The sequence below is a fragment of the Ensifer sp. ENS11 genome, from assembly GCF_014851895.1.
Lineage (GTDB): Bacteria > Pseudomonadota > Alphaproteobacteria > Rhizobiales > Rhizobiaceae > Ensifer > Ensifer canadensis.
Map to the genome: position 1 here is coordinate 19,082 of NZ_JACVAN010000025.1, position 23,427 is coordinate 42,508.

Below are 23,427 nucleotides of genomic sequence, written 5' to 3' on the forward strand. Positions count from 1 at the left end.
GGCCCGTGGGGCAAAAGCGTGGCCCTCACCGACCCAAGGCGGCACATTAAATTGCTAACGCATCCCATTGATTAAAAAGAAACAGCGCCTCCTCGGAAGGCGCTGTTTCGGTAGGACAATGTTGCCACGGATCTTAGCGCGCGCGCAATTTCATGTGACGGTTGACGTCCTTGTAGAGCAGATAGCGGAACTTGCCGGGGCCGCCGGCGTAGCAGGCCTGCGGGCAGAATGCGCGAAGCCACATATAGTCGCCGGCTTCGACCTCGACCCAATCCTGGTTAAGCCGGTAGACGGCCTTGCCCTCAAGCACGTAGAGGCCATGCTCCATCACGTGGGTTTCGGCAAAGGGAATGATCGCGCCCGGCTCGAAGGTCACGATGGTCATGTGCATGTCGTGCCGCAGATCGGTCGGGTCGACGAAACGCGTTGTTGCCCACTTGCCTTCAGTGCCGGGCATGGCGGACGGTGTGATGTCAGCCTCGTTGGTGAAGAAGGCTTCGGGAGCAGGAAGGCCGTCGACGTATTCATAGGCCTTGCGGACCCAATGGAAGCGAACGGGCGATTCGCTTCTGTTATGCGCCGCCCAGTTGCTGGCCGGCGGAATGAAAGCAAAGCCGCCGGGCTGCATGCGGTGCTCCTTGCCATCGAGCGTGACGGTCAGTTCTCCCTCGACGACGAACAGCGCACCCTCAGCGCCCTCGTCGAGTTCCGGCCGGTCGCTGCCGCCGCCTGGAGCGATTTCCATGATGTACTGCGAAAATGTTTCAGCAAAACCGGACAAAGGTCGCGACAATATCCACAGGCGGGTTTTGTCCCAGAACGGTAGATAGCTGGTGACGATGTCCATCATCACGCCCTTCGGAATCACCGCATAGGCTTCGGTGAAGACCGCACGGTCGGTCAGGAGCTGCGTTTGTTCCGGAGCGCCGCCATGGGGCGCATAGTAATTACGACCAGTCATTTCCGTCCTTCAGTTCTCAAAACAGGCACCGCCTCCTCACAAGAGCGGTGCGGTTGGGTTATTGCCAATAGAATGTCAAAGCAGTGCTGCGCGCAGGTCGCGCGGCTGATCCTTCTCTTCGTCGAGATCCAGTTCCGCCTCGACGTGATGCAGATGTTCGGCCATCTCACGGATCGCCGTGTCCACATCCCTCGCCGCGATGCGGTCGACGACCGCCATATGCTCGTCCGGCCCGCAATTGTGCAGGTGTTTCGAACGGTACATGGCGGTGATCAACGATGTGCGCGAAACCAGGTCACGCAGGATGCCGAAAAGGAAGGCAGAGCCGGAGAGCTCCGCCAAAAGCAGGTGGAATCCGCCGGAAAGACGAACGATTGCAGAGAGATCGCCTGCCCTACCCGCAACCCGTTCCTCGTCGATATGGGAGCGCATACGCTCGATGTCTTCCACCGTCGCCCGCTCGCACAAGCGCTCGACCACCCGCTGCTCGATCGCCCTTCTCGTCACGAAGACGTCGCGCGCCTCATCCACCGACGGCTCGGATACGAAGGCGCCCCGGTTCGGCATGATCGTAACCAGCCCATCCCGTTCGAGCGCGGTCAGCGCCTGGCGGATACGGGCGCGACTGACGGAGAAAATCTCGGCAAGCTGCTCTTCCTTGAGGCGGGTGCCTGGGCGCAGGCGCCGCTCCGCAATGGCAAGCCAGATCTTCTCACAAATGATAGCCGTCGGCGCTCCGGCGGTCTCGTCCGCATTGTACATGAAATCTCCCATAGCCGTTCGCATACTCTCGTCGGCCAGCGTTCAAAGTCAATTCCACTCACTGCAGTTTGATATTGACTACAAAATTGTAGACAATATTGTGTACCGTAACTTGATATGCTGTGGCAACCACTTAAACGACGGCCATCGACCGGTGTGACAACCGACCGCGCTGACCTGAGAGCTCATTGATGGACTTTGACTTCACCGAACTGCCAAACAACTACATCACCTCCGATCGTCAGTTCGAGATGCGGACACCCGACATCGCGTCCTTTGCCGCCCTCAAAACGAAAATGAACTGATCCATGCGCATCCTTCTCGTCAACCCGAACTCCACTGCCTCGATGACCGAACAGGCGCACCGCAGCGCCGAGCGGGTTGCAGCCGCCCCGACGCTGGTCGAGTCCGTCAACCCGACTACAAGTCCCGCCAGCATCGAGGGCCATGCGGACGAAGCCATGGCGGTGCCGGCGATGCTTGCCGAAATCCGCGCCGGAGAGGAGCGCGGGGTCGATGCCTATGTCATTGCCTGCTTCGACGACCCCGGCCTTGGCGCTGCACGTGAGATCGCCCGCGGACCGGTCATCGGCATCTGCCAGGCCGCCATCCAGGTGGCGATGAACATTGCCACGCGCTTCTCCATCATCACGACATTGCCTCGCTCTGTGCCGATCATCGAGGACCTGGTCGACGCCTATGGTGCGGGCCACCGCTGTCGCAAGGTGCGCTCTGTCGACATGCCGGTGCTGGCGCTGGAGGAAGACCTCGCCCACACGGAGGAAATGCTCGTACAGGAAATCCTGCGCGCCAAGCATGAGGATGGCGCTGAGGCGATCATTCTCGGCTGTGCGGGAATGTCGGAACTGTGCGACCGGCTTAAGCTTAGAACGGGCATGCCGGTGATTGACGGCGTAACCGCTGCAATCAAGCTCGCCGAAGCACTGGTTGGCGCGGGTTATGCCACCTCCAAGGTGGGCGCCTATGACTATCCGCGGGTTAAGTCTGCGGCCGTCACCCACCTTGTGGATACGGTAGCTTAACAAACAGCTGCAACCGACTGAAAACAAAAAGCTCCGGAGGCAACTACCTCCGGAGCTTTTTCATTCTGTGATGACGCCTCGGTTATGCTGCCTGCGTCGGCTTTGCCATTGACGCGACAGCTTCCTCGACGCGGTGGCACGCCGCACGTGAACCATCAGCAAAGCTTCTCATTGCCGGACGTTCGCTCTTGCAGCGGGCATCAGCCAGCGGACAACGCGGGTGAAAAGTGCAGCCCGACGGCGGATTGAGCGGGCTCGGCACTTCACTGGCCGTGATGCTGCGCTGGCGCTTCGGTTCGGCGATATCGGGGATCGTTTCCAGCAGCAGCCGCGTATAGGGATGGCGCGGATTGGCGAAAAGCGTTTCCGTGTCCGCCTCCTCGACGATGCGGCCGAGATACATCACTGCAATCCGGTCCGACATATGGCGGACGACGCTCATGTCGTGGCTGATGAATAGATAGGTGAGCCCCATCTCATCCTGCAGTTTACGCATGAGATTAAGGATCTGCGCCTGCACCGATACGTCGAGTGCCGAAGTCGGCTCGTCGCAGACAAGGAACTCCGGCTCACCGGCAAGCGCACGCGCGATCGAAATGCGCTGGCGCTGGCCACCGGAAAACTCGTGCGGAAACTTCGAACCATCAGAAGGCGCAAGTCCGACGATGCGCAGCAACTCGCCGACACGCTCCATCACCTCGGCTTCCGAATTGCGCAGCTTCAGTTCGCGCAGCGGCTCGGCGATGATGTTCTTCACCCGCCAGCGCGGATTGAGGCTGGCGAAAGGATCCTGAAAGATCATCTGGGCGGAAAGGGGCTCGCCGGAGCGACCCGGCGCAAAACGAACCTCACCCTCCGAGGCGCGATAGAGGCCGGTGACAAGCCGGGCGACGGTCGACTTGCCGCAGCCGGATTCTCCCACGAGACTAAGGCAGCCGCCCATCGGCACGGAAAAGCTGATGTCGTCCACCGCGCGCACGAACTGGCGCGGCTTGCGCTCCAGGACCCGGTTCAGCCAGGGGGCCGACACATCGAAATTGCACGTCAGATCATTGACGGTCAGGGCGTCACTCATAGAACTCCTCCTGCATTGAGCCAGCAAGCACTGACGCCCAGGCCGACCGGGGTCGGCTCCGGGCGATCTTCACGGCAACGCGGTCCTGCCTCGGGACAACGCGGATTGAAGGCGCATCCACGCGGGATGGCGTTCAGGCGTGGCATCGAGCCGTCGATCTGGTTCAGCCGCTCGACACGGCGCCCGAGCGCGGGGATCGAGCCCATCAGCCCGCGCGTATAGGGATGGCGCGCATTACGGAGCACCTCTTCGACCGGGCCAATCTCGACCAGGCGACCGGCATACATCACAGCAACCCGATCAGCGGTCTCGGCAATCACGCCCATATCGTGCGTCACCAGCATCACGGATGTGCCGTGGTCGTCGCAGAGACGACGCAGCAGAGAGGTGATCTGCGCCTGGATCGAAACATCCAGCGCCGTCGTCGGTTCGTCGGCGATGATCAGCTTCGGCTCCGCCGCAAGCGCAAGCGCAATGACCACACGCTGCCGCATGCCGCCCGAGAACTGGTGCGGATAGTGATCGAAACGTGCCTCAGGTGCGGGAATACCCACTTCCTTCAGGAGGTGGATAGCCCGTTCCTTGGCACCCTGCTTCGACAGCTTCAGGTGAAGGCGGATCGTCTCGACCAGTTGCGCGCCGACGGTAAAGAGCGGGTTGAGCGATGTCAGCGGATCCTGGAAGATCGCGCCGATCTGTCGGCCGCGCACGCCCTGCATTTCCCTGTCGGAAAGCTGGTCGATGCGGCGGCCCGAAAGCCAGACCTCACCACCGGATATCCGTCCCGGCGGTTCGAGCAGACCTTGAACGGCAAGGCCGGTCATCGACTTGCCGGCGCCGGATTCGCCGACCACACCCAGTATCTCACCGGGACGTATGCTGAGCGAGACGTCGGACAATGCCGCCACGGTGCCGTGCCGACCGGGAAACTCGACGCAAAGTCCGCGCACGTCGAGAACCGGCGAAGTTACGAGCTCACTCATGCCGCAGGTCCTCCAAGGGATAGCTGGGTGGGAAGATTTCGCTGACGGGTGGATGCGCCCAGCTGCGTTCGGGGTACTTGGCGATCAGCCCGTCAAACTGCTTTTGTGCCTGCCGGCGTGCCGCATCCATGTCGATGCCGGCGACCTTGCCTTCGTGCATGGAGAGACGGCCATCGACAAAGACCGTCTTGGTGACGCGCCCGGAGCCACCGACAACCAGCGTCGTGATCGGGTCGATCGCCGGTGCCATGTGGTGATCCATCAGGTCGAAGACCGCGATGTCAGCCCGCGCGCCTGGCTCGAGCCGCCCGAGATCGCTGCGTCCCAATGCCTTTGCTCCACCCAACGTGGCGGCGTCGAAGAGATCGGCGCAGCTGACGGCTGCGGTGTCGCCCTCGACGACGCGGCAGGTGATGAGGCCGACCAGAAGGTTCATCAGCATGTCGGGCGGCGTCGTGTCGGTGCCCATGGCGATGTTGATGCCGCGCTCCTTGACCGAGCGGAAGGAGTTGAGCGTGCTGCCGCCGCGTGCCGAGACCATTGGGCAATGGACGATGCTGACGCCGTTTTCGGCATAGAGCTTGAGATCGTTGGCCGTTGCCTGCGTGGCATGCGGGGCGATCAACCGCGAACTCAGGAAGCCGAGGCTCGCCATCCACTCCGGCGCCGTCTTGCCGTGAAGACGACGGACCGTATCGACCTCCATCGTGCCCTGTGCGGCGTGCAGCCGGATCGAGCAATCGAGATCGCGCGCGGCATCCGCCGTTCTCCTCAGCAGCGCCTCGGTGCAGGTCTCGACGCGATCAGGGGCCAGAAGTCCATGAACCAGACCGCCATGACGGCCATCATGCTCACGGATGAAACCGATGGCGTCGTTGAGACCCTGAAGGCCCCTCGCCTCGTCGAAGACTGCCTCGAGCTGTCCCGGCGCTTCCAGAACCATGCCGCCCGATCGGTAGGCTGGGCTCAGATAGACGCGCAGGCCGAGATCGCCGGCAGCATCCGAGGCGGCTGCAAACTCCTCGACCGTTTCGCCCCACTCCCGATAGAACAGCGACGCGATCGGTGCCGCGGTGGTGATGCCGTTGAGCAAAAGCTGAGCGAAGGAGAAGCGTTTCTGGAATGCCAGTTCCTCCTGCGTATACATTTCATAAGGCCCGCGCTCGACGTAGGAGCGCGGCCAGACCCGGCCCTTGGCCCAGCCTGGCTGATGGTCGATGGAAAGGATCGTCGTGTCGAGATCCGAGAGGGCATCGAGATCGATCAGGCCGGGGCTGATCATCGCAGCGCCGAAATCCACTCTGCGTGCGATCTCGCCCTCGAAGTGCGGCCCGACATAAAGCAGGCTGCCGCCTTCGATGACCACTTCGCCGTTCGGGATAAGGCGGTGACTGCCGTCGCGGTGGCCGAGAACCCATTGCGCCGTCAACAGTGTGCGGCCTGCGGCGCGCGCGCCGAGTTTCAAATCCTTGAGATCGATCATGGGATGGCCACCTCCGCGACACCGTTGCGGGCAACAACACGGCCGCGCTTGACGACCAGCGGACGCGGTGCGACTTCGACGACTGCATGGGCAAGCGTTTCGCCGACGAGCAGGGTAAAATCGGCATTGCAGCCGACTTCGAGGCCGTAGCCGGCAATGTCCATGACGTCAGCACCACCGGTGGAGCAGACATGAAGCGCATGCTCCAGGTCGACGTCGCGGCGCAGGCCGTTCTTCATGCCGAGGATGCGAACGCGGTCCATCATATCCGGCTGGCCCCACGGCCCCCAGGTGTCGCGAATGCCATCGCAACCGGCGGCCACCTTCACGCCAGCCTCCTTGAGGCGCAGGATCGACGGTACCGTCGACGACGGCGAGCCCGTCGTGACGATGCGCACATCGAGCTCGGCGATCTGCTCGATCAGGCCGGCGACCCGCAGGTAATCCGGAGCGCCGAGCGCAAAGGCGTGGCTGATCGCAACCTTTCCCTGCATGCCAAGCGCGCGAATGCGCTCGAACATCATCTCCATGCTGAAGGCGCCGAGTTCACCGGCTTCATGCAGATGAATATCGATCGGCTTGCCATGCTTTTCCGCAAGGCCGAAGACGGCATCGAGATGCCCCTTCGGGTCACGGTCGATGCCGCAAGGATCAATTCCGCCAAGGACTTCCGCGCCGTCGCTAAGAGCCTGGTCGAGAAGTTCTGTTGTGCCCGGGCGGGTCACCAGGCCCGACTGCGGGAAGGCGACGATCTCGATGTCGATGATGCCGTCAAGCGCCTCTCGCGTTTCGATGATGCCATCCATCAGGCGCAGGCCGTGCGTCGTGTCGATATCGACATGGCTGCGAATATGGCTGGCGCCGTTCGCGGCCAGCAGGATCGCCTGGCGCATGGACTGGCGATGCGGATCGATGCCGATCTCAAGCCGCTTCTCGCGCTCGAAATCGATGCGTCCGCGCAGCGTCGCGACCTTGGCGTTTTCATGCCAGGGCATGCCCCAGACGGACTTGTCGAGATGGGTATGGGCTTCGACCAGGCCGGGAATGGCGATGTGGCCACGGCCATCCTCGATCGCCAAGCCATCGGCCTGAAGGTTCTGGCCGATCGCTTCGATCTTGCCGTTGCGGATCAGGATATCCGTCGGCGCCCCGCCGTGGGGACGGACGTTACGGATCAAAAGGTTGGACATCATTCACCTCAGTTTCGGATTGAGTGCATCGCGCAGCCAGTCACCAAGAAGGTTGACCGAGACGACAAGTAGGCAAAGCTGCAGCACCGGGAAGAGGACGACCCACCAGACACCGGAGAACAGGAACTGGTTGCCAAGTCGGATGAGCGTTCCGAGGCTGGGCTGGCTCGGCGGCATGCCGATGCCGAGGAAAGAGAGCGTCGCTTCCGTGAGGATCGCCATGCCGAAGTTCAGCGTGGCTGCAACCATGATCGGCGTCAGCGTGTTGGGCAGGATATGGTTGAGCATGATCCGCCGCGCCGGCGTCTTCAGGAGGCGGGCTGCCTGGACATATTCCTTTCCGCGCTCGACGATCGTCTGAGCGCGGACGGTTCGGGCATATTGAACCCAGGCGCTGAGCGTGATTGCCAGCACGAGAACAGCTGCCGATCCGACGTCGCGCAGCTCCGGCGGCAGCATCTGGCGGGCAACGGCACTAACGAGAATGGCGATCAGGATCGTCGGGATCGAGAGCAGAACATCGCCGATGCGCATCAGGATGTTGTCGACAACGCCGCCGAAATAGCCGGCGATGAGACCGAGGCTGAGGCCGACCGTCAGCGACAGGATCACCGAGCAGACCCCGATCAGGATCGAAATGCGAGAGCCGTAGAGAATAGCCGAAAGCATGTCGCGGCCCTGGGTGTCAGTGCCGAGAATGAAGGGCCATTGGCCATCAGCCTGCCAGATCGGCGGCAGCTCCGAGTTCCAGAGATCGAGCTGCGCCGGATCGAACGGGTTCTGCGGCGCGATCAACGGCGCGGCAAAAGCCGCGGCGATGAGCACGAGCAGGATCAGCGCGCCGGCGATTGCCGACGGACTGCGGGTGAAGGACCACCAGAGATCGCTCTGACGCCAGCGCGCGAGCCGGCCGATCTTGGCTGTCGAGGTTGTTTCCTGAGCCTGGTCAGTCATGGGGCGGCCTCAGCGTGTGGCATCGCGAAGACGGGGATCGATGACCGCATAGGCGATATCGACAAGCGTGTTCAGCGTGACGAAGATGAAGGAGACGATGCACAGGTAGCCTGCCATCACCGGGATATCGAGGAAGGTCACCGCCTGAATGAACAGCATGCCCATTCCCGGCCACTGGAACACGGTTTCGGTGATCAGTGCGAAGGCGATCAGCGAGCCGACGTTCATCGCCGTCATGGTGACAACAGGCATCAGACAGTTGCGAAGCGCATGGCGGAAATTGATGCGCCACCGCGGCACGCCGCGGGCACGGGCAAACTTCACGAAATCAGAACGCAGCACTTCCATCATCTCGGCGCGCACGAGCCGCATGACGAGCGTGATCTGGTAGAGGGCAAGCGCAAAGGACGGCAGAAGCAGGGACGCACGCCCGGATGCGGTCAAGAGGCCCGTGCTCCACCAGCCGATCTGGACGACGTCGCCGCGGCCGAAGGCCGGCACTACGCCGAGCGAAACGGCAAAGACAAGGATCAGCAGGATGCCAACGACAAAGCTCGGCAGGGAAACGCCGATAATGCTGACGAATTGCAAGCCTTCCGAATACCAGCGGCCTCGATGGATCGCCGTCAGCACGCCGAGCGGAATGCCGACCAGCAGCGACAGGACGGTGGCGACCAGAGCCAGTTCGATGGTCGCCGGGAAGCGTTCGGCGATCAGCGTCATCACGTCCTGACCGTTTCGGTAGCTGATGCCGAAATCGCCCTGGGCCGCGTTGACGACGAAGCGCACATACTGGGTCAGGAACGGATCGTTCAGCCCGAGCTTTTCGCGCAGTTCGAGCCGATCGGCTTGCGACATCTGTTCGTTGGCCATCAGTTCGACCGGATCGCCGGCGAAACGAAAGATCATGAAGGCCATCAGCGCGACGGCGAGCATGACCATCACGGCATTAGCCAGCCGCTTGATCAGAAAGACAATCATTGGGTTTCCCGCTCAATGAGAAACCCCGACAGAGCAGGCTCTGCCGGGGCAATGTGGGGTCAATCGCCGATACGGGTCAGCCAGTGGCGCGGCTTGTTGTCGGCGCGGATGGTGACGTCGGTCACTTCCTTCGACATCGCCCATGCCATCGGCTGCTGATGCAAGGGGATCATGATGACCTGATCCTTGGCAAACTTCAGCGCTTCGGTCTCGATCGCCAATCGCTTGTCGCGATCCATTTCGACGGCGGCCTTCTTCACCATGGCGTCGAGTTCGGGATAGGACCAGCCGCCATAGTTGGCGACGCCGGCAGCACCTTCGCGGGTCGAAAGCACCTGGATCAGGATCGAGTAGGCATCGAGCGTCGGCTCGTTGGCCCAGCCGATCATAAAGGCATCGGACTTGCCGCCGGCGCGCTTCGGCGCCTGCACGGCGCGCGGACCAATGTCGAGCGTCGGCTTGAGCCCGACACGCGACAGCATCGACACGAGCGCACTGCAGACGTCTTCTTCGTTGACGCTTTCGTCGTTCATGCAGACAAGCGTGAACTCGGTGCCGACGGCGCCTGCTTCTTCCAGGAGCTTCTTAGACAGTTCCGGATCATAGGTGGTCGGCACATCCAGTTCGGCGCTGTAGCCCGGGATCTCAGGCGCAACCATGGTACCGGCCACATGCGACTTGCCGCGCATGACGCGCTTGAAGATCAGCTGACGGTCGATCGCATGATCGATCGCCTGGCGGACCTTGATGTCATTGAAGAAGTTTTCGCGGCCGTCGTTGAGCTTGTCCTTGCGGTTGAAGACCAGGTGGATCGTGCGCAGGTCGGAGCGCTCGACGACCTTGATGTTCGGATCGCTCTTCAGCCGGTCGAGATCCTGCACGGGCGCACCGTCGGTCAGGTCGATCTCGCCCGACAGGAGGGCCGCGACGCGAGTAGCAGCCGACGTGATCGGGGTGAATTCGATGCGGTCGAGATTGTGCTTCGGGGTATCCCACCAGCCGTTATTCTTGACGAGCACGGTCTTGCTGTCAGGCACGCGCGACTCAACGATGAACGGCCCGGTGCCGTTGGTGTGATAGGTGGTGTAACCCTCGACCTTGCCGCCGACATCGGTCGGCAATTCGGACTTGTTCTCGATCAGCCAGTCCTTGTCGAACATGAAGATGTTGGTCATGTCGTTCAGGAACAGCGGGCTTGGCGAATTCACCTCGATATCGACCGTGTAGTCGTCCACCTTCGTGGTGGAGACATAGGCCGGAATGTTGCCACGCAGCGGCGACGTCGGGTGGCTGACGCGAGCCATCGAGGCCATTACGTCGTCGGCGTTGAAATCCGCGCCGTTCTGGAACTTCACACCCTTGCGCAGGTGGAAACGCCAAACCTTTTCGGAGACCAACTCCCACTTGGTGGCGAGTGCCGGCTCAACGACGAAATCTGGCGTGTAGCGCGTCAGTCCCTCATAGACGTGATTGAGGAAGGCGAGGTTCGACGTGCTGCCGTAGGAATACGGGTCGAGCGAGAAGATATCCCGCGGGCTGCCCCAGCGCAGCGTTTCGGCCTGTGCCGTCGAGGCGAGAAAGGCGAATGCCAACCCCGCAAGGAGATGCTTTCTCAGTTTCATGTGGTTCCCTCTGTTTTTCCCATTCGTCGCCGTGCCGTGCCGACCCGGTCGGTCCGCGATCCCTCGATCACTGGATGGCTGACAGCGCTAGATTTGAAGTTGTTGGCGCTAATGTCAACTATTTTGTCGACAATTATGTTGGCAAGAATTAGCGATTCCGGTTTTAGGGAGAAAAACCGTGCGAATTCAGCGACTTTGAAGCGGCAGCTACTTGCAATCGTGACGTGATAAACTGGGCAACAGCCCACTTTTCAAGGTGGATTGCTGTTGAGGGAGACACAATGAGCCGGCGGCAGCATGATCTTAGCAGGCCACATGCAGGCAGAAATCTGCGGGTTCTTGCTGTTTCATTGCGTCCAGAACACCAAAACAGCCCGCCCCGTCGCGGTCGGATGACCGGATGGAACGGACTGCTTTTCGTTAGCAACGGCCGGCGGACCGCGAATCGACGGTTGGCTCAGCTCTCGCGGAAAGCGCGGCTGACCTGATCCATCAGCGGCTTGATGAAATAGGAAGCAACGCTTCGTTCGCCGGTCGTAATGAACGTCTCGACCGGCATTCCCGGCATCAGGGAGACGTTTCCAAGCCTCTGGATCTCTACCGGCGTGATCGCGATGCGCGCGATGTAGAAGCTGGCGCCTGTCCTTTGATCGACCGAAACATCAGCGGACACCCGTTCAACCGCGCCCAAAATCTCCGGCGTCGTCTTCTGGCTGAAGGCGGAGAAACGCAGGATCGCCTTCTGTCCGGAATAGATCTGGTCGATGTCCTGCGGCGCGACTTTAGCCTCCACGACGAGTTTGTCGATATCCGGCACGATCATCATGATCGGCTCGCCCGGAGCGACCACGCCACCGACCGTATGGACGGCGAGTTGGTGCACGATGCCGTTCTGTGGCGCGACGATATCGACCCGCTTCAGCTGGTCTTCGGCCGCCACCTTGCGCTCGACATATTCGCCGATGCGGGCATCCATTTCGCGCAGGTCGGTTCCGACCTCCTCGGCCCATTGCTCGTCGACCTGAATGATCTGCAGCGATGTCTCGGCGATCTTCTCGTGCACGCCGGCGACGCCTGCCAGCAGCCTGCCCATCTCGCCATCGATGTCGGTTGCCTGGCGCTCGAGTGCGCTGAGGCGGCTTTTCTCCATCAGCCCCTTGTCATGCAGGAAGGTGTAGCGGCCAAGCTCCTCCTTGATCAGGATCCGCTCGCGGCTACTGGCGGTGCGCTCGGCATCCATGCCGCGGATCTCGTCGTTCAGCTGCTGCACACGCCGCTCCAGTTGCCGCTTCTTGCTCTCGCGCACATCCCTGCGGCTTTCGTAAAGGCGTTGCTCGGCATGCATCATTGCAGCCACATCAGGATCCTCGGCGCGCGACAGCAATGTCTCCGGGAAAACGACACGTTCCGTACGATCGCGTTCGCTCTCCAACCGCGCCTTGCGGGCGGCGAACTGGTCCAGGCTCTTGAGAATGATCGCCAGATTGGCCTTCGTCATCGTCGCGTCGATGCGCATGACGACATCCCCCGCCTTCACGTGGTCGCCGTCGCGCACCATGAGTTCGCTGACGACGCCACCCACGGGGTGCTGCACCTTCTTCAGGCTGCTTTCGACAACCACGGATCCTTGAGCGATCACCGCCCCGACGATTTCCGTACCGATCGCCCAACCGCCGAAGAGCCCGACCAGCGTCGCAAATCCGAGCACGCCGACGATCAGGTGGGTGCGGATCGAACGTCTGAGTGTCTGCCAATCATCCATGTTCATGCCTTTGCTGCTTCTGCTGATTGCACCACCTTGAGCGCACCCGGATTGGTGGTTGTCTGCCTTAGAACCTTCGAGAGAACTTCGTCCTTCGGGCCGAAAGCCTGCTGGCGGCCGGCGGCAAGCATCAGCACCTTGTCGACCGCAAGCAGCGCGCTGGGGCGGTGGGCAATGACGATGACGATGCCGCCGCGTTCACGGATCCCGAGGATCGCCGACGTCAGAGCTGCCTCTCCTTCGGAATCGAGGTTTGAATTCGGCTCGTCGAGGATGACGACGAAGGGATCCCGGTAAAGGGCCCTTGCAAGCGCGATGCGTTGCTTCTGGCCGGCGGAAAGCGGCCGGCCATTTTCCCCGACTTCGGTGGAATAGCCCTCCGGCAAACTGAAGATCAGATCGTGAACCCTTGCTGCGCGGGCAGCGGCGATGATGTCGTCGGACCCAGCGTCGGGGTCGAAGGAGGCAATGTTCTCGGCGATGGTGCCGTCGAGCAACTCGATCGATTGCGGCATGTAGCCGATATGGCGGGCAAGCGCTGCGGCCGGCCATTGGTCCGGCGTGGCGCCATCGAGCCGGATCGCGCCGCGCGCGGGGTGCCAGATGCCCACGAGCAGACGTGCAAGCGAGCTCTTGCCTGAGCCGCTCGCACCGATGACGCCGAGCCCCGCGCCAGCCTCCAGTGTGAAGGTGACATCCTGCAACACGGCCTCTGTCGTTTCCGGCGGAAGAGCGCTGACGCGTTCGACAGACAGTGCACGGCTCGGTGCCGGCAAATCCATGCGATCAGGCGCATCGGGCAAAAGCGCCAGCGTCTTTTGCAGGCGTCGGCGGCTTTGGCGGGCACCGATGAAGCCCTTCCAGTTGGCGATCGCCAGATCGACCGGCGCCAGTGCCCGGGCGGACAGGATGGAGCCAGCGATGATAATGCCGGGCGTTGCCTGCTCGTTAATCACGAGCCAGGCGCCGACCGCAAGGATGCCGGACTGCAGCATCATGCGCAGCACCTTGCTCAACACGCCGAATCCCGAGGAAACATCGCTTGCGCGGCGCTGCTCACGCGTAAACGCGCGGTTCTCATCCTGCCAGCGGCGCCTCAGATGCGGGCCCATGCCCATCACCGTGATCACATCGGCATTGCGGCGGCCGCTCTCGGCCATGCGATTGCGCTTGGAAGAATGGCGCGCAGCCTCCTCGACCGGCCGCTGCGAAACGAGCTCCGTCAACAGGGTAATCGCCGCCAGAATGATGGCACCCGCCAGCGCCGTGACACCCAGCCAGAAATGGAAGGCAAAGCAGATGGCGATATAGAACGGAAGCCAGGGGAGATCGAAGAGCGCGGTCGGCCCGCTGCCCGAGAGAAAGGCCCTGATGGTATCGAGATCGCGCAACGGCTGGGCGTAGCGACCGCTGATCGGCACCTGCAACTGCAGACCGACGATCGCATCGTAGATCCTTGGTGAAAGCGCCTGGTCGAGCCGATCGGCTATGCGCACCAATAATCGGCCACGCAGCGCGTCGAACAGGCCCTGAAACGCGTAGAGCACGACAACGATGGCGAGAAGCGCAACAAGCGTCGGCAGGCTTCTGCTCGGAAGCACCCGGTCGTAGACCTCCATCATGAAGAGCGATCCGGTGAGGTAGAGCACGTTGACGACGGCACTCATCAGGCCAATGCCGACGAAGGCACTCGCACAGCCCGCAAACACACCCTTGAACTGGCTGGAATTTCTGTTGGAAGAACTGTCGCGCATGGTCCCTGATCCGTTGAGATCGCGGCGGTAGCAGGCAGGCATCACAAGGAAATGACATGCTTGAAGTGGCTGAAGCCTACGCCGCGCGAAAAAGGGGCGCACCGAATAGTGCGCCCCTCGCTTTGGTTAGGCGAAGCGGAAGTCGTCGATGACGAAGTTTTCCGTTTTCACACCGTTGAAGGTGATGGACGACCCATCGTCGAACGCGATCTGTGCACCGGCGTCACCATCGGTGAAGGCACCGGAGGACAGGAGCGCCTGGTAGTCGGCGAGCATGTCCTTCGAAAGCACGACCACGTCGTCGCCCTGTGCACCCGCCTGGAAGTCCAGGACCACGTCGCGACCGTCGCCGGAGGCGAAGACGAAGGTGTCGGCACCCGCACCGCCGGTCAGCACGTCATTGCCCGTGCCGCCGTTCAGCGTGTCATTGCCGGTACCACCGTTGAGCTGGTCATTGCCGGCACTGCCGCTCAGCGCGTCATTGCCAGCGCCGCCCATAAGCACGTCGTTGCCAGCACCACCCTCGACCACATCGTTGCCGTCTCCGGCGACAACGCGGTCATTGCCTGCCCCGGCATCGACCATGTCGTTGCCATCGCCCGCCAGCACCGTGTCGTTGCCGTTGCCGGCCTCGATCATGTCCTTGCGGTCAGTGGCAACCAGCGTGTCGTTGCCGTCGGTGCCTTCGACGACGTTGTACTCGGTGTAGCCGTCGATCTTGATCGAGGCGGTGCCGGTCGATTCCCCACCCTGGGCGTCACGCACGGTGTAGGTGACGGTGACCATGGCGTTCTGCTCGTCTTCCAGAGCCATAAAGGCAGAAGACGGATCGGCGACGAGCTTGCCATCGACGATCGAGAAGGCTGTAGCAGCCTGAGCATTCGTCAGTGTCAGACCGGTCACCGCCGTGACCGCAAAACCGACGAGCGTCAGCCGGTCGCCTTCGATATCGGTATCGTTGGCAACGAGGTCGAAGGTGGCGGTCTCGTTCTCGGCAACGCCGCCGGTATCGGCAACAGCCACCGGTGCATCATTGACCGGCTTGATCGTCACACTGACGGTGCTCTCGCTGCTGCCACCCTTGCCGTCGGACACAACGACGATGAAGCTGTCCGATGCGTTGACATTGGCATTCGGATCGTAGGTCCAGGCGCCGGTTCTGCCATCGAGTGCGACGCTGCCATTGGCGGGCCCAGCGCCCGTCTTGACGGCATAGCTCAGCGTATCGCCATCGATATCGGTTGCCGTGATCGTGCCGCTGATCGACGTATCCTCGTTCGTCTCAATGGTCAGCGACGATGCAACAGGCGCGTCGTTGACCGGCTTGACGACGAAGGTGGCGCCGGCTTCGCTCGAGCCGCCGCGACCGTCGGAGATCTGATAGTGGAAGGAGGCTTCGCCATTGAAGTTCGCGGCAGGCGTGAAGCGAATGCCACCCTCCTCGACGGTGGCGGTACCACCGACGACCGAAGTGACGCCAGTCACCTTCAACTGATCGAGATCGGCATCGCTGTCGTTGGCGAGCAGGCTCGCAAACGGGATGACGAAGGATGGCGCATCCTCATCGATCGGGGCAAGCGTGTCGCTGGCGGCAACCGGACCACGGTTGACGAGGCTGTTGGCGATCGACGCGCGGTTCATGACCGTGCCATCGGCGAAGGTAACGAGTTCGACACCGCCGCCTGCCAGTTGGCCGTTGAGGGTCAGTTTTTCGCCATTGGTGAATTCGACCTCGACGGCTTCACCGTATTTATGCAGGACGGCTTCGCCGCGGGCGATGTCGTGCAGGACGAGAACGTCGCTATCAGCAGATGCAGCGGCCGTTTCGACGATTTCGTCGGAGCCTTCGCCACGTCCGTAGACGTAAGTATCAGAACCGTCACCGCCGATCAGCACGTCGTTGCCGGCACCACCTTCGATCAGGTCGTCGCCGAGACCGCCGGCAATAATGTCGGCACCCTCGCCGCCCATCAGCACATCGTTGCCCTTGCCGCCGACAAGCCCGTCACGTCCGGCACCACCCATCAGCGTATCGTCGCCGTCGCCGCCATCGACGCGATCGTCGCCGCCGTTGCCAATGAGGGTGTCGTTGCCACCAAGACCGTAAATCGTCTCGCCGGCTTCACCGCCGACCAGCATGTCACGGGTATTGGTGCCGTTGATCACCTGGCCCCCTTCGAGGCCCGATTTCAGATCGACAACCGTCAGATCGTCGAAGGACAATCCGGCATTGCCCCAGGAATAGAGGCCGAATGTACCAGCATCGAGACCACGGTCGCCGACCGGATAGGCAAAGAGGGCCTCGTCATTGAGGAAGGCGGTGATCTTGTCGCCGACGACTTCGACGCGCAGCTTCATCGCCTGGCCCGGCTCATATTTGCCCGAAACCTGGGCAAGAATTTCCTCGACCCCGTTCTTCATGCGCACGAGGTTGAAGATGCTGCCGGCGCCATTGCCGGGGCTGCGGTCGAGGATGCCATCGGCATCGAGTTCGAGCTTGTAATAGTTCTTGTTGTCCTTGTAGCGGAACAGGAAGCCGAGGCCGTCCTTGTCAGGCGTCTGGATCGTTGCCTCAACCGCATAGTCGGTCCAGGCAAGTGCTACCGGATCCTTGAACAAGGCATAGGTGCCGAGACGAAGGACGTTGACGCCGTCGCCAAGCGGGCTCCAACCACGCTTCCACAGATCCGCGGCAGTTGCCCCGCTCCAAGTCAGTTCGCGGCTAGCAAGCCCCGTCGTCTGCACCAGCTTTCCGTCGGCAAGCAGCCATTCGGATGCCTTTCCATCAGGTCCGATGCCGCCAAGCTCGCCCTCATCGACGATGTTGAAGCGCGACAGGGACTGCGGTGACGAGAAGTCTTCGGCAACGAGTATCTTGGTGCGGTCGACAACGGTGATATCGACACGATCGGTCGAGACCGAACCGTCCACAGCCGTCACCTTGAGCAGCAGTTTGTTGACGCCGGTGTCGAAATTGACGTTGGCGGTCTTGTCATTGGCAATGACGTTGCCGGCGAGGTCCGTCCAGACGTAGTCGAGCAACTGCTTCGGACCAAACGAGCCGGAGGCGTCGAGCTTGACGGAAGCCTTGCCGTCGCCGTCGATGTCGTAGGTCCGCTGGTCGATGCCGGCCTTTGCCGTTGTGTCCGCCTTGGTGACGACGATATCATCGAAGACAGAAGCGCGCTGGCCGCTTGAATAAAGGCCGACGGTACCGCCGCTAAGCGGCGCATTGGCGTCAGTGACCGGTCCGGCAAAGACATTCTTGTCGCCGAGGAAGATGTTGATCGCGCCGCCGGTGACAGCCACGGTCAACGGGATTTCCATATTGTAGGGCGAACCTTCGTTCACCGATGCCAATATGGTCTCGACGCCGTTGGCCACCTTGACCAGTTGGCGACGGTTGGTCTCGCCATCGAGCGTGAAGCGGTAGTGATTGTTGGCGTCCTTGTAGTAGAAGAGAACGCCGATCGCGTCGTTGTCGAGCTGGGTCAACGACGCTTCGAAGACGTAGTCCGTCCAGGTAGACGAGCCCTCACCGACGAAGACCAGCTTGTTGCGGGCGGCATCGCTTTGGTCGAAGAGCGCGGCCTCAGGTGCTGCAAGGCCGGCTGCTCCGGTCGGACGCGAGAAGACCGTTCCCTTCAACAGGAAGTTTCCGGTATTGCCGTTGGCCGCACCGATATCGGTTGCCCAGCCGTTGGCATTGCCGTCGTTGAAGGTTTCGACCAACAGAGTGCGATCGCCACGGACAATTACGTCAACGGTGTCGCTGGTCTTGATGCCGTTGAAATCGGTGGTGGTCAGCGTCAGCTTGTGCTTGCCAAGCTCGAGCTCGGCCTTAGCGTCCTTGCCTTCAGCCACCACGTCGCCGTTCTCGTTGGTCCAGACCCAGCTCTTGACGCTTGCCGGCAGCAGCGACTTGGCACCGGAAAGCGCGACATTGGCGGACGAGGCGCCCGCAGAAGCGTCAGCGATGATGTCGTCACCGGCTTCAGCCATGGCGCGTGCCGTGCCGCCGCTGACGTCGATGTTTTCGAACACTTCCTGGTGGCCACGATAATAGCCGGTCAGGCCGTCGCGATCGAGTTCGGGCTTGGTGCGGAAGCCGTCGAGGTAGTCGTCAAAGCCGGTGAAGTAGGTCTCGGTGGAAATGCGGTTGTTGTCGGGGTCGATGGTGATCAGGCGGATGGCGCCGTTACCGCCATTGTTGCCCTTGGCCTCGTTGCCATTGCCGGTGATCTCGCGCGACACGCCATTCTGGTAGTTGACCAGGAACTGGAAGACCGGCTCGCCGTACTGGTTGTAGGTGATGTCGGTCTCAGCGCCGTCGCCGAAGATGTGACCGGAGAAGGTCATGACGATGTTCGGGTAGCGGGCGAGCAGTTCGCGCGAAACATATTCGCCGTCATTGGCGCCGCGCTGGTCGGTGCGCATGCCGTAGTCGTAACCAGCACCCTCGTCGTAGAGCGGCAGGGCGAGATTGTCCTGGCGGCCGGCATAGCTCGTCAGCGAGTGGGTGGCGAGCATGACGCGATAATCGGGATGGGCCTCGATGATGTCGCCTGCCCAACGGATCACGTCGTCGCGCGGACCGAACTCGAGCGAGATCGACAGCCACTTGGTGCCATCGGGGGCCGTGAACGTGCTGTAGGTGTTGCGGGCGCTCATCAGCTCCTGATCGTAGGCGCCGCCGAAGGTGCCCGGGCTGGTTTCTGCCTGCTTGTCCGGCGAGAAACGCTGGTCGAGATAGATCGACGAGTGGTCGGCAGCACTGCCGCCATTGGCCTGGTCATGGTTGCCCGGAAGCAGGGCGTAGGGGATCTTGCCGTCGAGCTTGCGAAGGGCAGCTTCGGCGATGTCCCACTGGCCGGACAGGTTGTTCTGGGTGATGTCGCCGACATGGGTCATGAAGACGATGTTGTGGCTCTGGCGATTGTCCAGCAGCCACTGCGTCATGTCGCCGAAGAAGTGCTTGATGCCATCGTTGGACGTGTAGTCCTGCGTATCCGGGAAGACGGCGATCGTATAGGCATTCGCACCGGCGACGCGGACGCGGAAATCATCGCTGACCGCATGGCCGGCGGCGTCGGTTGCCGTCACGCGGACGTCGGAGTGACCGAGCGCTGCGAAGTCCAGCACCAGCTTGTTGCCATTGGTGAGGACGGCATTCAGCACCTCGCCCTTGCTGTTCTGGACGGTGAAGGTCAGGTTTTCACCGGAGAAATGCTGCGACAGGTCGATCGTCACATCGGCCGCATCCGGCGTGACCATCATGTCCTTGATGGCGGTGGTCTTGACGACGGAGCCCGGGTTCGGCGTCGTGTCCTGGCCGACGGCCGGAATGCCGGCCGTTGCCGGCGTCGTCGTCGACACGGTGGTGCCTTGGCCGCTCAAGGAACCCTGGCCGAAGGCCGGCGTGGTCGAGCCTTCGCCGAAACGGAACTCGGTGCCGTTGGACGACAGCGCATCAGTCTTCAGCGCATCAGGAACGATGCCCTCCGGCTTGGCATTGCCGAGCGCCGACAGTTCCGTACCCGTGAGCACCTTTTCGATGAAGAGGAAGTTGCTGAGATAGCCGGAAGACGTTTCGCCGTCTTCGTCGGCAAAGATCAGGAAACCCTTGGCCTTGTCGATGGTGAAGCGGGCGGCAAGCGTGCCGGTCATCTTCTGTTCGGCGACGAACTCGCCGTTGATGTATTTCTTCATCGAGACGCCGCCGCTGGCGTCTTTGTCGATCGTCAGGCCAATTCGGTTCCAGGCATCGAGCTTGGCGGTGCCGCGATAGTCGCTGTTGATGCCGAGGCCGAAGCTCTCGCCGCCAACCTTGCCGAAGATATCGCCATCAGACGTGTTGGTGACATCCGTCTGCAGGAATGGGATCCAGCCGCTGGAGCCAGCCGACGGGAAGTAGGCGTCGTAGACCAGGCTGTAGGACGAAACATTGCCCGTGCCGCCGGGCGACACGAGAATGCCCTGCTGGGCCTGCACACGCGGGATATTCAGGAGCCAATCGGACGAAGATTGGATCGGAGTCGCAAGCGAATTGGGGGAGGAAGTCATGTCGGCTTTCTCTCTAAAGGTGAACGGGATCGGCTCTTGGCCGTGCGTCACCGTTAGCCGCCACGCTTACCGCGCAGATGACAGTTGCTTAACAAAACGTAAAACGGTCATAGCGTTTTCCGATGGCTGCCATCGGTTTCACCCCACCTCGGGGGGGGCCGATCGGTGTGGTAACCGCCGGTGTCATGTGCCTGTCAGCTTTTCCGACAATGATGCGCGCGCGGATCCAACAGGCCATGCCCGCGGGCAACAGAACCGGAAGCAATGTCGATCACTCAATTGAAAGCGTTTCACATCGTCGCCCAGTCCGGCGGCTTCTCCCAGGCTGCCCGCGACATGGCGATCAGCCAGTCCACATTGTCCCAGCATGTGCGGGACCTGGAGGCTTTATGCGGGCAGAACCTGCTAGATCGAAAGGCGCGCGGCGTCAGCCTCAGCGCCCATGGCGAGCGCCTGTTCGAAATCACCTCGCGCCTGTTTCAAGCAGAGAAGGAAGCCAACGCCTTCCTGCGCGGCGAGGCCGGCACGACTGGCGGTCATCTGCGTGTTGCCGCCGACGGCCCCATCCTGGCGCTACCGATCCTTTCGCGGTTGAAGATCGATCGACCAAAACTGACATTCTCCCTAGCCGTCGATAATTCCGCCCGTGTGATCGACCAGATCATCGACTATCGCGCCGATGTCGCAATCACCGCGCAGATCCCCGACGACCCGCGCCTCCATGGCGTCCGTTTTCTGAGCATGCGCCTCGGCCTCTGCGTGCCGGCATCCCATCCGCTGGCATCGCGCGACGGCGTCACCATGAAGGAACTCGAAGGTCTCTCCTTCGTCATGCGCGAGCGCGGCTCGCGCACCCGCGAGATCTTCGAGAAGAATCTCGCCGACCACTCCATCTCGATCCACCAGATCGTCGAGATCTCTTCCCGCGAAGGCGTGCGCGAAGCAATTGCCAATGGCGTCGGCTGCGGCGTCGTTGCCGATCTCGAATTCGGCCATGACATCAGGCTCTCGTTCGTGCCGATCGACGACGCGAGAGAGATCATCGACGAGTACGCGATCTGCCTGGCGGAGCGCCGTCATCTGCCGCTGATCCGCGGCTTCCTCGATGAGGCGAGCCGCCTGTTGCCCGAAGTGGGCGACACGTTCAGAACGCCATCGCCTCTTCAGAAAGCGACAACAAAAACAATATTTTCTGAGTCGTTCCTAACACAATAGATTACAACGTCCGTTCGTTGACGTCACGGCAGCCTCAGAGCTTGCCCGTCGCGCCGAAGCCCGTGAGGAAAGACGTCAGATTGTCGGACAGCGCATCGCAGAGATACCCGCCCTCGTGAACGATGGCCGTCGGCAAGCCCAAACCGGCGATCGCCGCGCCCATCCTTGCGAAGCCTGATGTCGAGACCGACAGGCCACCGAAGGGATCGCCCTCGAACGCATCGAGCCCGAGTGCCACGACAAGCGCGTCCGGCGCGTAGGCGCGGATCCGGCGGAAGGCGACGTCGAGGGCTGCGAGGAAATCGGCGTCGCCGGACTTGCGCTCGAGCGGCAGATTGAGGTTGTAGCCAAGGCCCGGCCCCTCGCCGCGTTCGTCCGCATGTCCCCAGAAGAAGGGGTAGAAGCGCACGGGATCCGCGTGGATCGAGACCGTCAGCACATCGGAGCGCTGATAGAAGATGCCCTGCGTGCCGTTGCCGTGATGCAGATCGATATCGAGGATCACGACGCGCGACGCGTTCGACAGAAAACGCTGCGCCGCAACGGCGGAGTTGTTGAGGAAGCAGAAGCCGCCAGCAACGTCTGCAAAGGCATGATGACCGGGTGGGCGGCAGAGCGCATAGGCGGCGCGATCCCCAGCCAGCACCGCATCTGCCGCATCGACCGCGCTCCAGGCGCTCCAGCGCACGCTCTCCCAGGTTTCGCCGGAGATCGGGCATGCGGTGTCTGCCATGTGATATCCGGCCTGCCCTACTGCGGAAGCCGGGTATCGGCCATCGCGGGCCAGCGGGTGGATGTTCGGTATCACCTCGTCCGAGGCTTCGGCGATGCGCTGCCAGCGCGCGTAGATATGCTCGAGAAAGTCGAGATATTCGGGCGTGTGCACGGCGGCAATCGGGCCGAGCCCGTGGTCGCGCGGCCGAACGACGGAGCATCCGGCATCACGGGCGCCGATCAGGAGCCTTTCAACCCGTTCGGGCTGCTCCGGGTTCGGCTGCGGCGCCCCGCTCGAAAGGAAACCCTTGGGGTCGTGTCGCTTCTGTTCCTGTGCGTAGAAGGCTTTCATGCTCTCTCCCGTTCCTGCATCGTCAAGCTTTCAGTCCCTCGGTGAGAGCCACAAAGGCCTCGCCATAGGCGGCATGAGCGCGGTCTTTCGTCTGCCAGGTAATGCCGAGCCGCTGGTAAAGGCGCTGCGCCGGCTCGTTCTCCACATCGACTTCCAGCCGCAGGTAGTCCCCGCCCCGCGCCCTCGACCACGAGGCCACTTCGCGCAACAGGCGCTCGCCGATACCGAGGCCGCGGAAGCGATCGCCGACATACAGATCCTGCACGAAGACGCCGGGCCGGCCGCGCCAGGTCGAGAAGATCGGAAAGAACAGGCAAAGGCCGGCAAATTCTCTATCCACCTCGGCAATCAGACTACCGAAGGCAGCAGCGGGACCGAAACCGAAGCGGCTGAAGTCCTCGACCGTGCAGGTGACCTTGCCGACCATATCGAGCCCGCGGCCCATCGCCTGGATCGCGCCGTGCATCGCCTCGGCGTCCTCAACCTCACCGGGGCGAATGCGGATATCTGCGG

The 23,427-nt window shown here is 62.0% G+C and carries 16 protein-coding genes; 2 read left to right on the top strand and 14 right to left on the bottom strand.

The annotated features are described in order from the left end of the window. Nucleotides 1-133: 133 nt before the first annotated feature. Together IB264_RS29845 and IB264_RS29850 are read right to left on the bottom strand one after the other, a co-directional pair. Nucleotides 134-961 carry a bifunctional allantoicase/(S)-ureidoglycine aminohydrolase gene (locus tag IB264_RS29845; protein ID WP_057206409.1) on the bottom strand — a complete coding sequence of 276 codons (828 nt, stop codon included), beginning with the start codon at nt 959-961 and terminating at the stop codon, nt 134-136. A 75-nt stretch (nt 962-1,036) separates the two neighbouring features. After that, nucleotides 1,037-1,723, bottom strand: a complete 687-nt coding sequence (locus IB264_RS29850) for a GntR family transcriptional regulator (RefSeq protein WP_025428819.1) — start codon at nt 1,721-1,723, stop codon at nt 1,037-1,039. Nucleotides 1,724-2,031: 308 nt separating this feature from the next. On the opposite strand from IB264_RS29850, the gene IB264_RS29855 reads away from it, so the two are divergent. Beyond that, nucleotides 2,032-2,766, top strand: a complete 735-nt coding sequence (locus IB264_RS29855) for an aspartate/glutamate racemase family protein (protein ID WP_057206407.1) — start codon at nt 2,032-2,034, stop codon at nt 2,764-2,766. An 82-nt stretch (nt 2,767-2,848) separates the two neighbouring features. Here IB264_RS29855 and IB264_RS29860 read toward each other — a convergent pair whose 3' ends face one another. The 10 genes from IB264_RS29860 to IB264_RS35280 form a co-directional block, all read right to left on the bottom strand. Further along, on the bottom strand, nt 2,849-3,841 hold the full coding sequence (locus tag IB264_RS29860; protein ID WP_038577875.1) for an ABC transporter ATP-binding protein: 993 nt from the start codon (nt 3,839-3,841) through the stop codon (nt 2,849-2,851). Further along, entirely contained in the window at nt 3,838-4,824 is a 987-nt protein-coding gene (locus IB264_RS29865) for an ABC transporter ATP-binding protein (RefSeq protein ID WP_025428822.1), read from the bottom strand. Before IB264_RS29865 ends, IB264_RS29860 begins: the two co-directional genes overlap by 4 nt. Continuing rightward, nucleotides 4,817-6,307 (bottom strand): amidohydrolase family protein, encoded by a 1,491-nt coding sequence (locus tag IB264_RS29870; protein ID WP_025428823.1) that lies wholly within the window; start codon nt 6,305-6,307, stop codon nt 4,817-4,819. The genes IB264_RS29865 and IB264_RS29870 overlap by 8 nt, the downstream gene beginning before the upstream one ends. Further along, the gene (locus IB264_RS29875; protein WP_025428824.1) at nt 6,304-7,497 is read right to left on the bottom strand and encodes an amidohydrolase family protein; all 1,194 of its coding nucleotides are present in this window, start codon (nt 7,495-7,497) and stop codon (nt 6,304-6,306) included. The genes IB264_RS29870 and IB264_RS29875 overlap by 4 nt, the downstream gene beginning before the upstream one ends. A gap of 3 nt (nt 7,498-7,500) precedes the next feature. Next, the gene (locus IB264_RS29880; RefSeq protein ID WP_025428825.1) at nt 7,501-8,451 is read right to left on the bottom strand and encodes an ABC transporter permease; all 951 of its coding nucleotides are present in this window, start codon (nt 8,449-8,451) and stop codon (nt 7,501-7,503) included. 9 nt (nt 8,452-8,460) lie between these two features. Beyond that, nucleotides 8,461-9,432, bottom strand: coding sequence for an ABC transporter permease (locus IB264_RS29885; RefSeq protein ID WP_025428826.1), 972 nt, complete (start codon nt 9,430-9,432; stop codon nt 8,461-8,463). Between the two features lie 59 nt (nt 9,433-9,491). Beyond that, nucleotides 9,492-11,054, bottom strand: coding sequence for an ABC transporter substrate-binding protein (locus IB264_RS29890; protein WP_025428827.1), 1,563 nt, complete (start codon nt 11,052-11,054; stop codon nt 9,492-9,494). A 457-nt stretch (nt 11,055-11,511) separates the two neighbouring features. Beyond that, on the bottom strand, nt 11,512-12,816 hold the full coding sequence (locus IB264_RS29895) for an HlyD family type I secretion periplasmic adaptor subunit (RefSeq protein ID WP_192434730.1): 1,305 nt from the start codon (nt 12,814-12,816) through the stop codon (nt 11,512-11,514). A 2-nt stretch (nt 12,817-12,818) separates the two neighbouring features. After that, nucleotides 12,819-14,570, bottom strand: a complete 1,752-nt coding sequence (locus IB264_RS29900) for a type I secretion system permease/ATPase (protein WP_192434700.1) — start codon at nt 14,568-14,570, stop codon at nt 12,819-12,821. Between the two features lie 126 nt (nt 14,571-14,696). After that, complete coding sequence (locus IB264_RS35280; protein ID WP_192434702.1) at nt 14,697-20,633, bottom strand: Ig-like domain-containing protein; 5,937 nt, start codon at nt 20,631-20,633, stop codon at nt 14,697-14,699. Nucleotides 20,634-20,897: 264 nt separating this feature from the next. Here IB264_RS35280 and IB264_RS29910 point away from each other — a divergent pair, with 264 nt between their 5' ends. Further along, nucleotides 20,898-21,848: a LysR substrate-binding domain-containing protein gene (locus tag IB264_RS29910; protein ID WP_192434704.1), complete on the top strand. Its 951-nt coding sequence runs from the start codon at nt 20,898-20,900 to the stop codon at nt 21,846-21,848. A gap of 34 nt (nt 21,849-21,882) precedes the next feature. Here IB264_RS29910 and IB264_RS29915 read toward each other — a convergent pair whose 3' ends face one another. Together IB264_RS29915 and IB264_RS29920 are read right to left on the bottom strand one after the other, a co-directional pair. Continuing rightward, entirely contained in the window at nt 21,883-22,914 is a 1,032-nt protein-coding gene (locus IB264_RS29915; RefSeq protein ID WP_192434706.1) for a histone deacetylase family protein, read from the bottom strand. A 22-nt stretch (nt 22,915-22,936) separates the two neighbouring features. Further along, on the bottom strand, nt 22,937-23,380 hold the full coding sequence (locus IB264_RS29920) for a GNAT family N-acetyltransferase (RefSeq protein ID WP_082571794.1): 444 nt from the start codon (nt 23,378-23,380) through the stop codon (nt 22,937-22,939). Nucleotides 23,381-23,427: the final 47 nt, after the last annotated feature.

Excerpts from the sequence above, each read along its gene's own strand:
- IB264_RS29845 (WP_057206409.1), bottom strand. The coding sequence starts at position 961 with ATGACTGGTCGTAATTACTATGCGCCCCATGGCGGCGCTCCGGAACAA.
- IB264_RS29850 (WP_025428819.1), bottom strand. The coding sequence starts at position 1,723 with ATGTACAATGCGGACGAGACCGCCGGAGCGCCGACGGCTATCATTTGT.
- IB264_RS29855 (WP_057206407.1), top strand. The coding sequence starts at position 2,032 with ATGCGCATCCTTCTCGTCAACCCGAACTCCACTGCCTCGATGACCGAA.
- IB264_RS29860 (WP_038577875.1), bottom strand. The coding sequence starts at position 3,841 with ATGAGTGACGCCCTGACCGTCAATGATCTGACGTGCAATTTCGATGTG.
- IB264_RS29865 (WP_025428822.1), bottom strand. The coding sequence starts at position 4,824 with ATGAGTGAGCTCGTAACTTCGCCGGTTCTCGACGTGCGCGGACTTTGC.
- IB264_RS29870 (WP_025428823.1), bottom strand. The coding sequence starts at position 6,307 with ATGATCGATCTCAAGGATTTGAAACTCGGCGCGCGCGCCGCAGGCCGC.
- IB264_RS29875 (WP_025428824.1), bottom strand. The coding sequence starts at position 7,497 with ATGTCCAACCTTTTGATCCGTAACGTCCGTCCCCACGGCGGGGCGCCG.
- IB264_RS29880 (WP_025428825.1), bottom strand. The coding sequence starts at position 8,451 with ATGACTGACCAGGCTCAGGAAACAACCTCGACAGCCAAGATCGGCCGG.
- IB264_RS29885 (WP_025428826.1), bottom strand. The coding sequence starts at position 9,432 with ATGATTGTCTTTCTGATCAAGCGGCTGGCTAATGCCGTGATGGTCATG.
- IB264_RS29890 (WP_025428827.1), bottom strand. The coding sequence starts at position 11,054 with ATGAAACTGAGAAAGCATCTCCTTGCGGGGTTGGCATTCGCCTTTCTC.
- IB264_RS29895 (WP_192434730.1), bottom strand. The coding sequence starts at position 12,816 with ATGGATGATTGGCAGACACTCAGACGTTCGATCCGCACCCACCTGATC.
- IB264_RS29900 (WP_192434700.1), bottom strand. The coding sequence starts at position 14,570 with ATGCGCGACAGTTCTTCCAACAGAAATTCCAGCCAGTTCAAGGGTGTG.
- IB264_RS35280 (WP_192434702.1), bottom strand. The coding sequence starts at position 20,633 with ATGACTTCCTCCCCCAATTCGCTTGCGACTCCGATCCAATCTTCGTCC.
- IB264_RS29910 (WP_192434704.1), top strand. The coding sequence starts at position 20,898 with ATGTCGATCACTCAATTGAAAGCGTTTCACATCGTCGCCCAGTCCGGC.
- IB264_RS29915 (WP_192434706.1), bottom strand. The coding sequence starts at position 22,914 with ATGAAAGCCTTCTACGCACAGGAACAGAAGCGACACGACCCCAAGGGT.
- IB264_RS29920 (WP_082571794.1), bottom strand. The coding sequence starts at position 23,380 with ATGCACGGCGCGATCCAGGCGATGGGCCGCGGGCTCGATATGGTCGGC.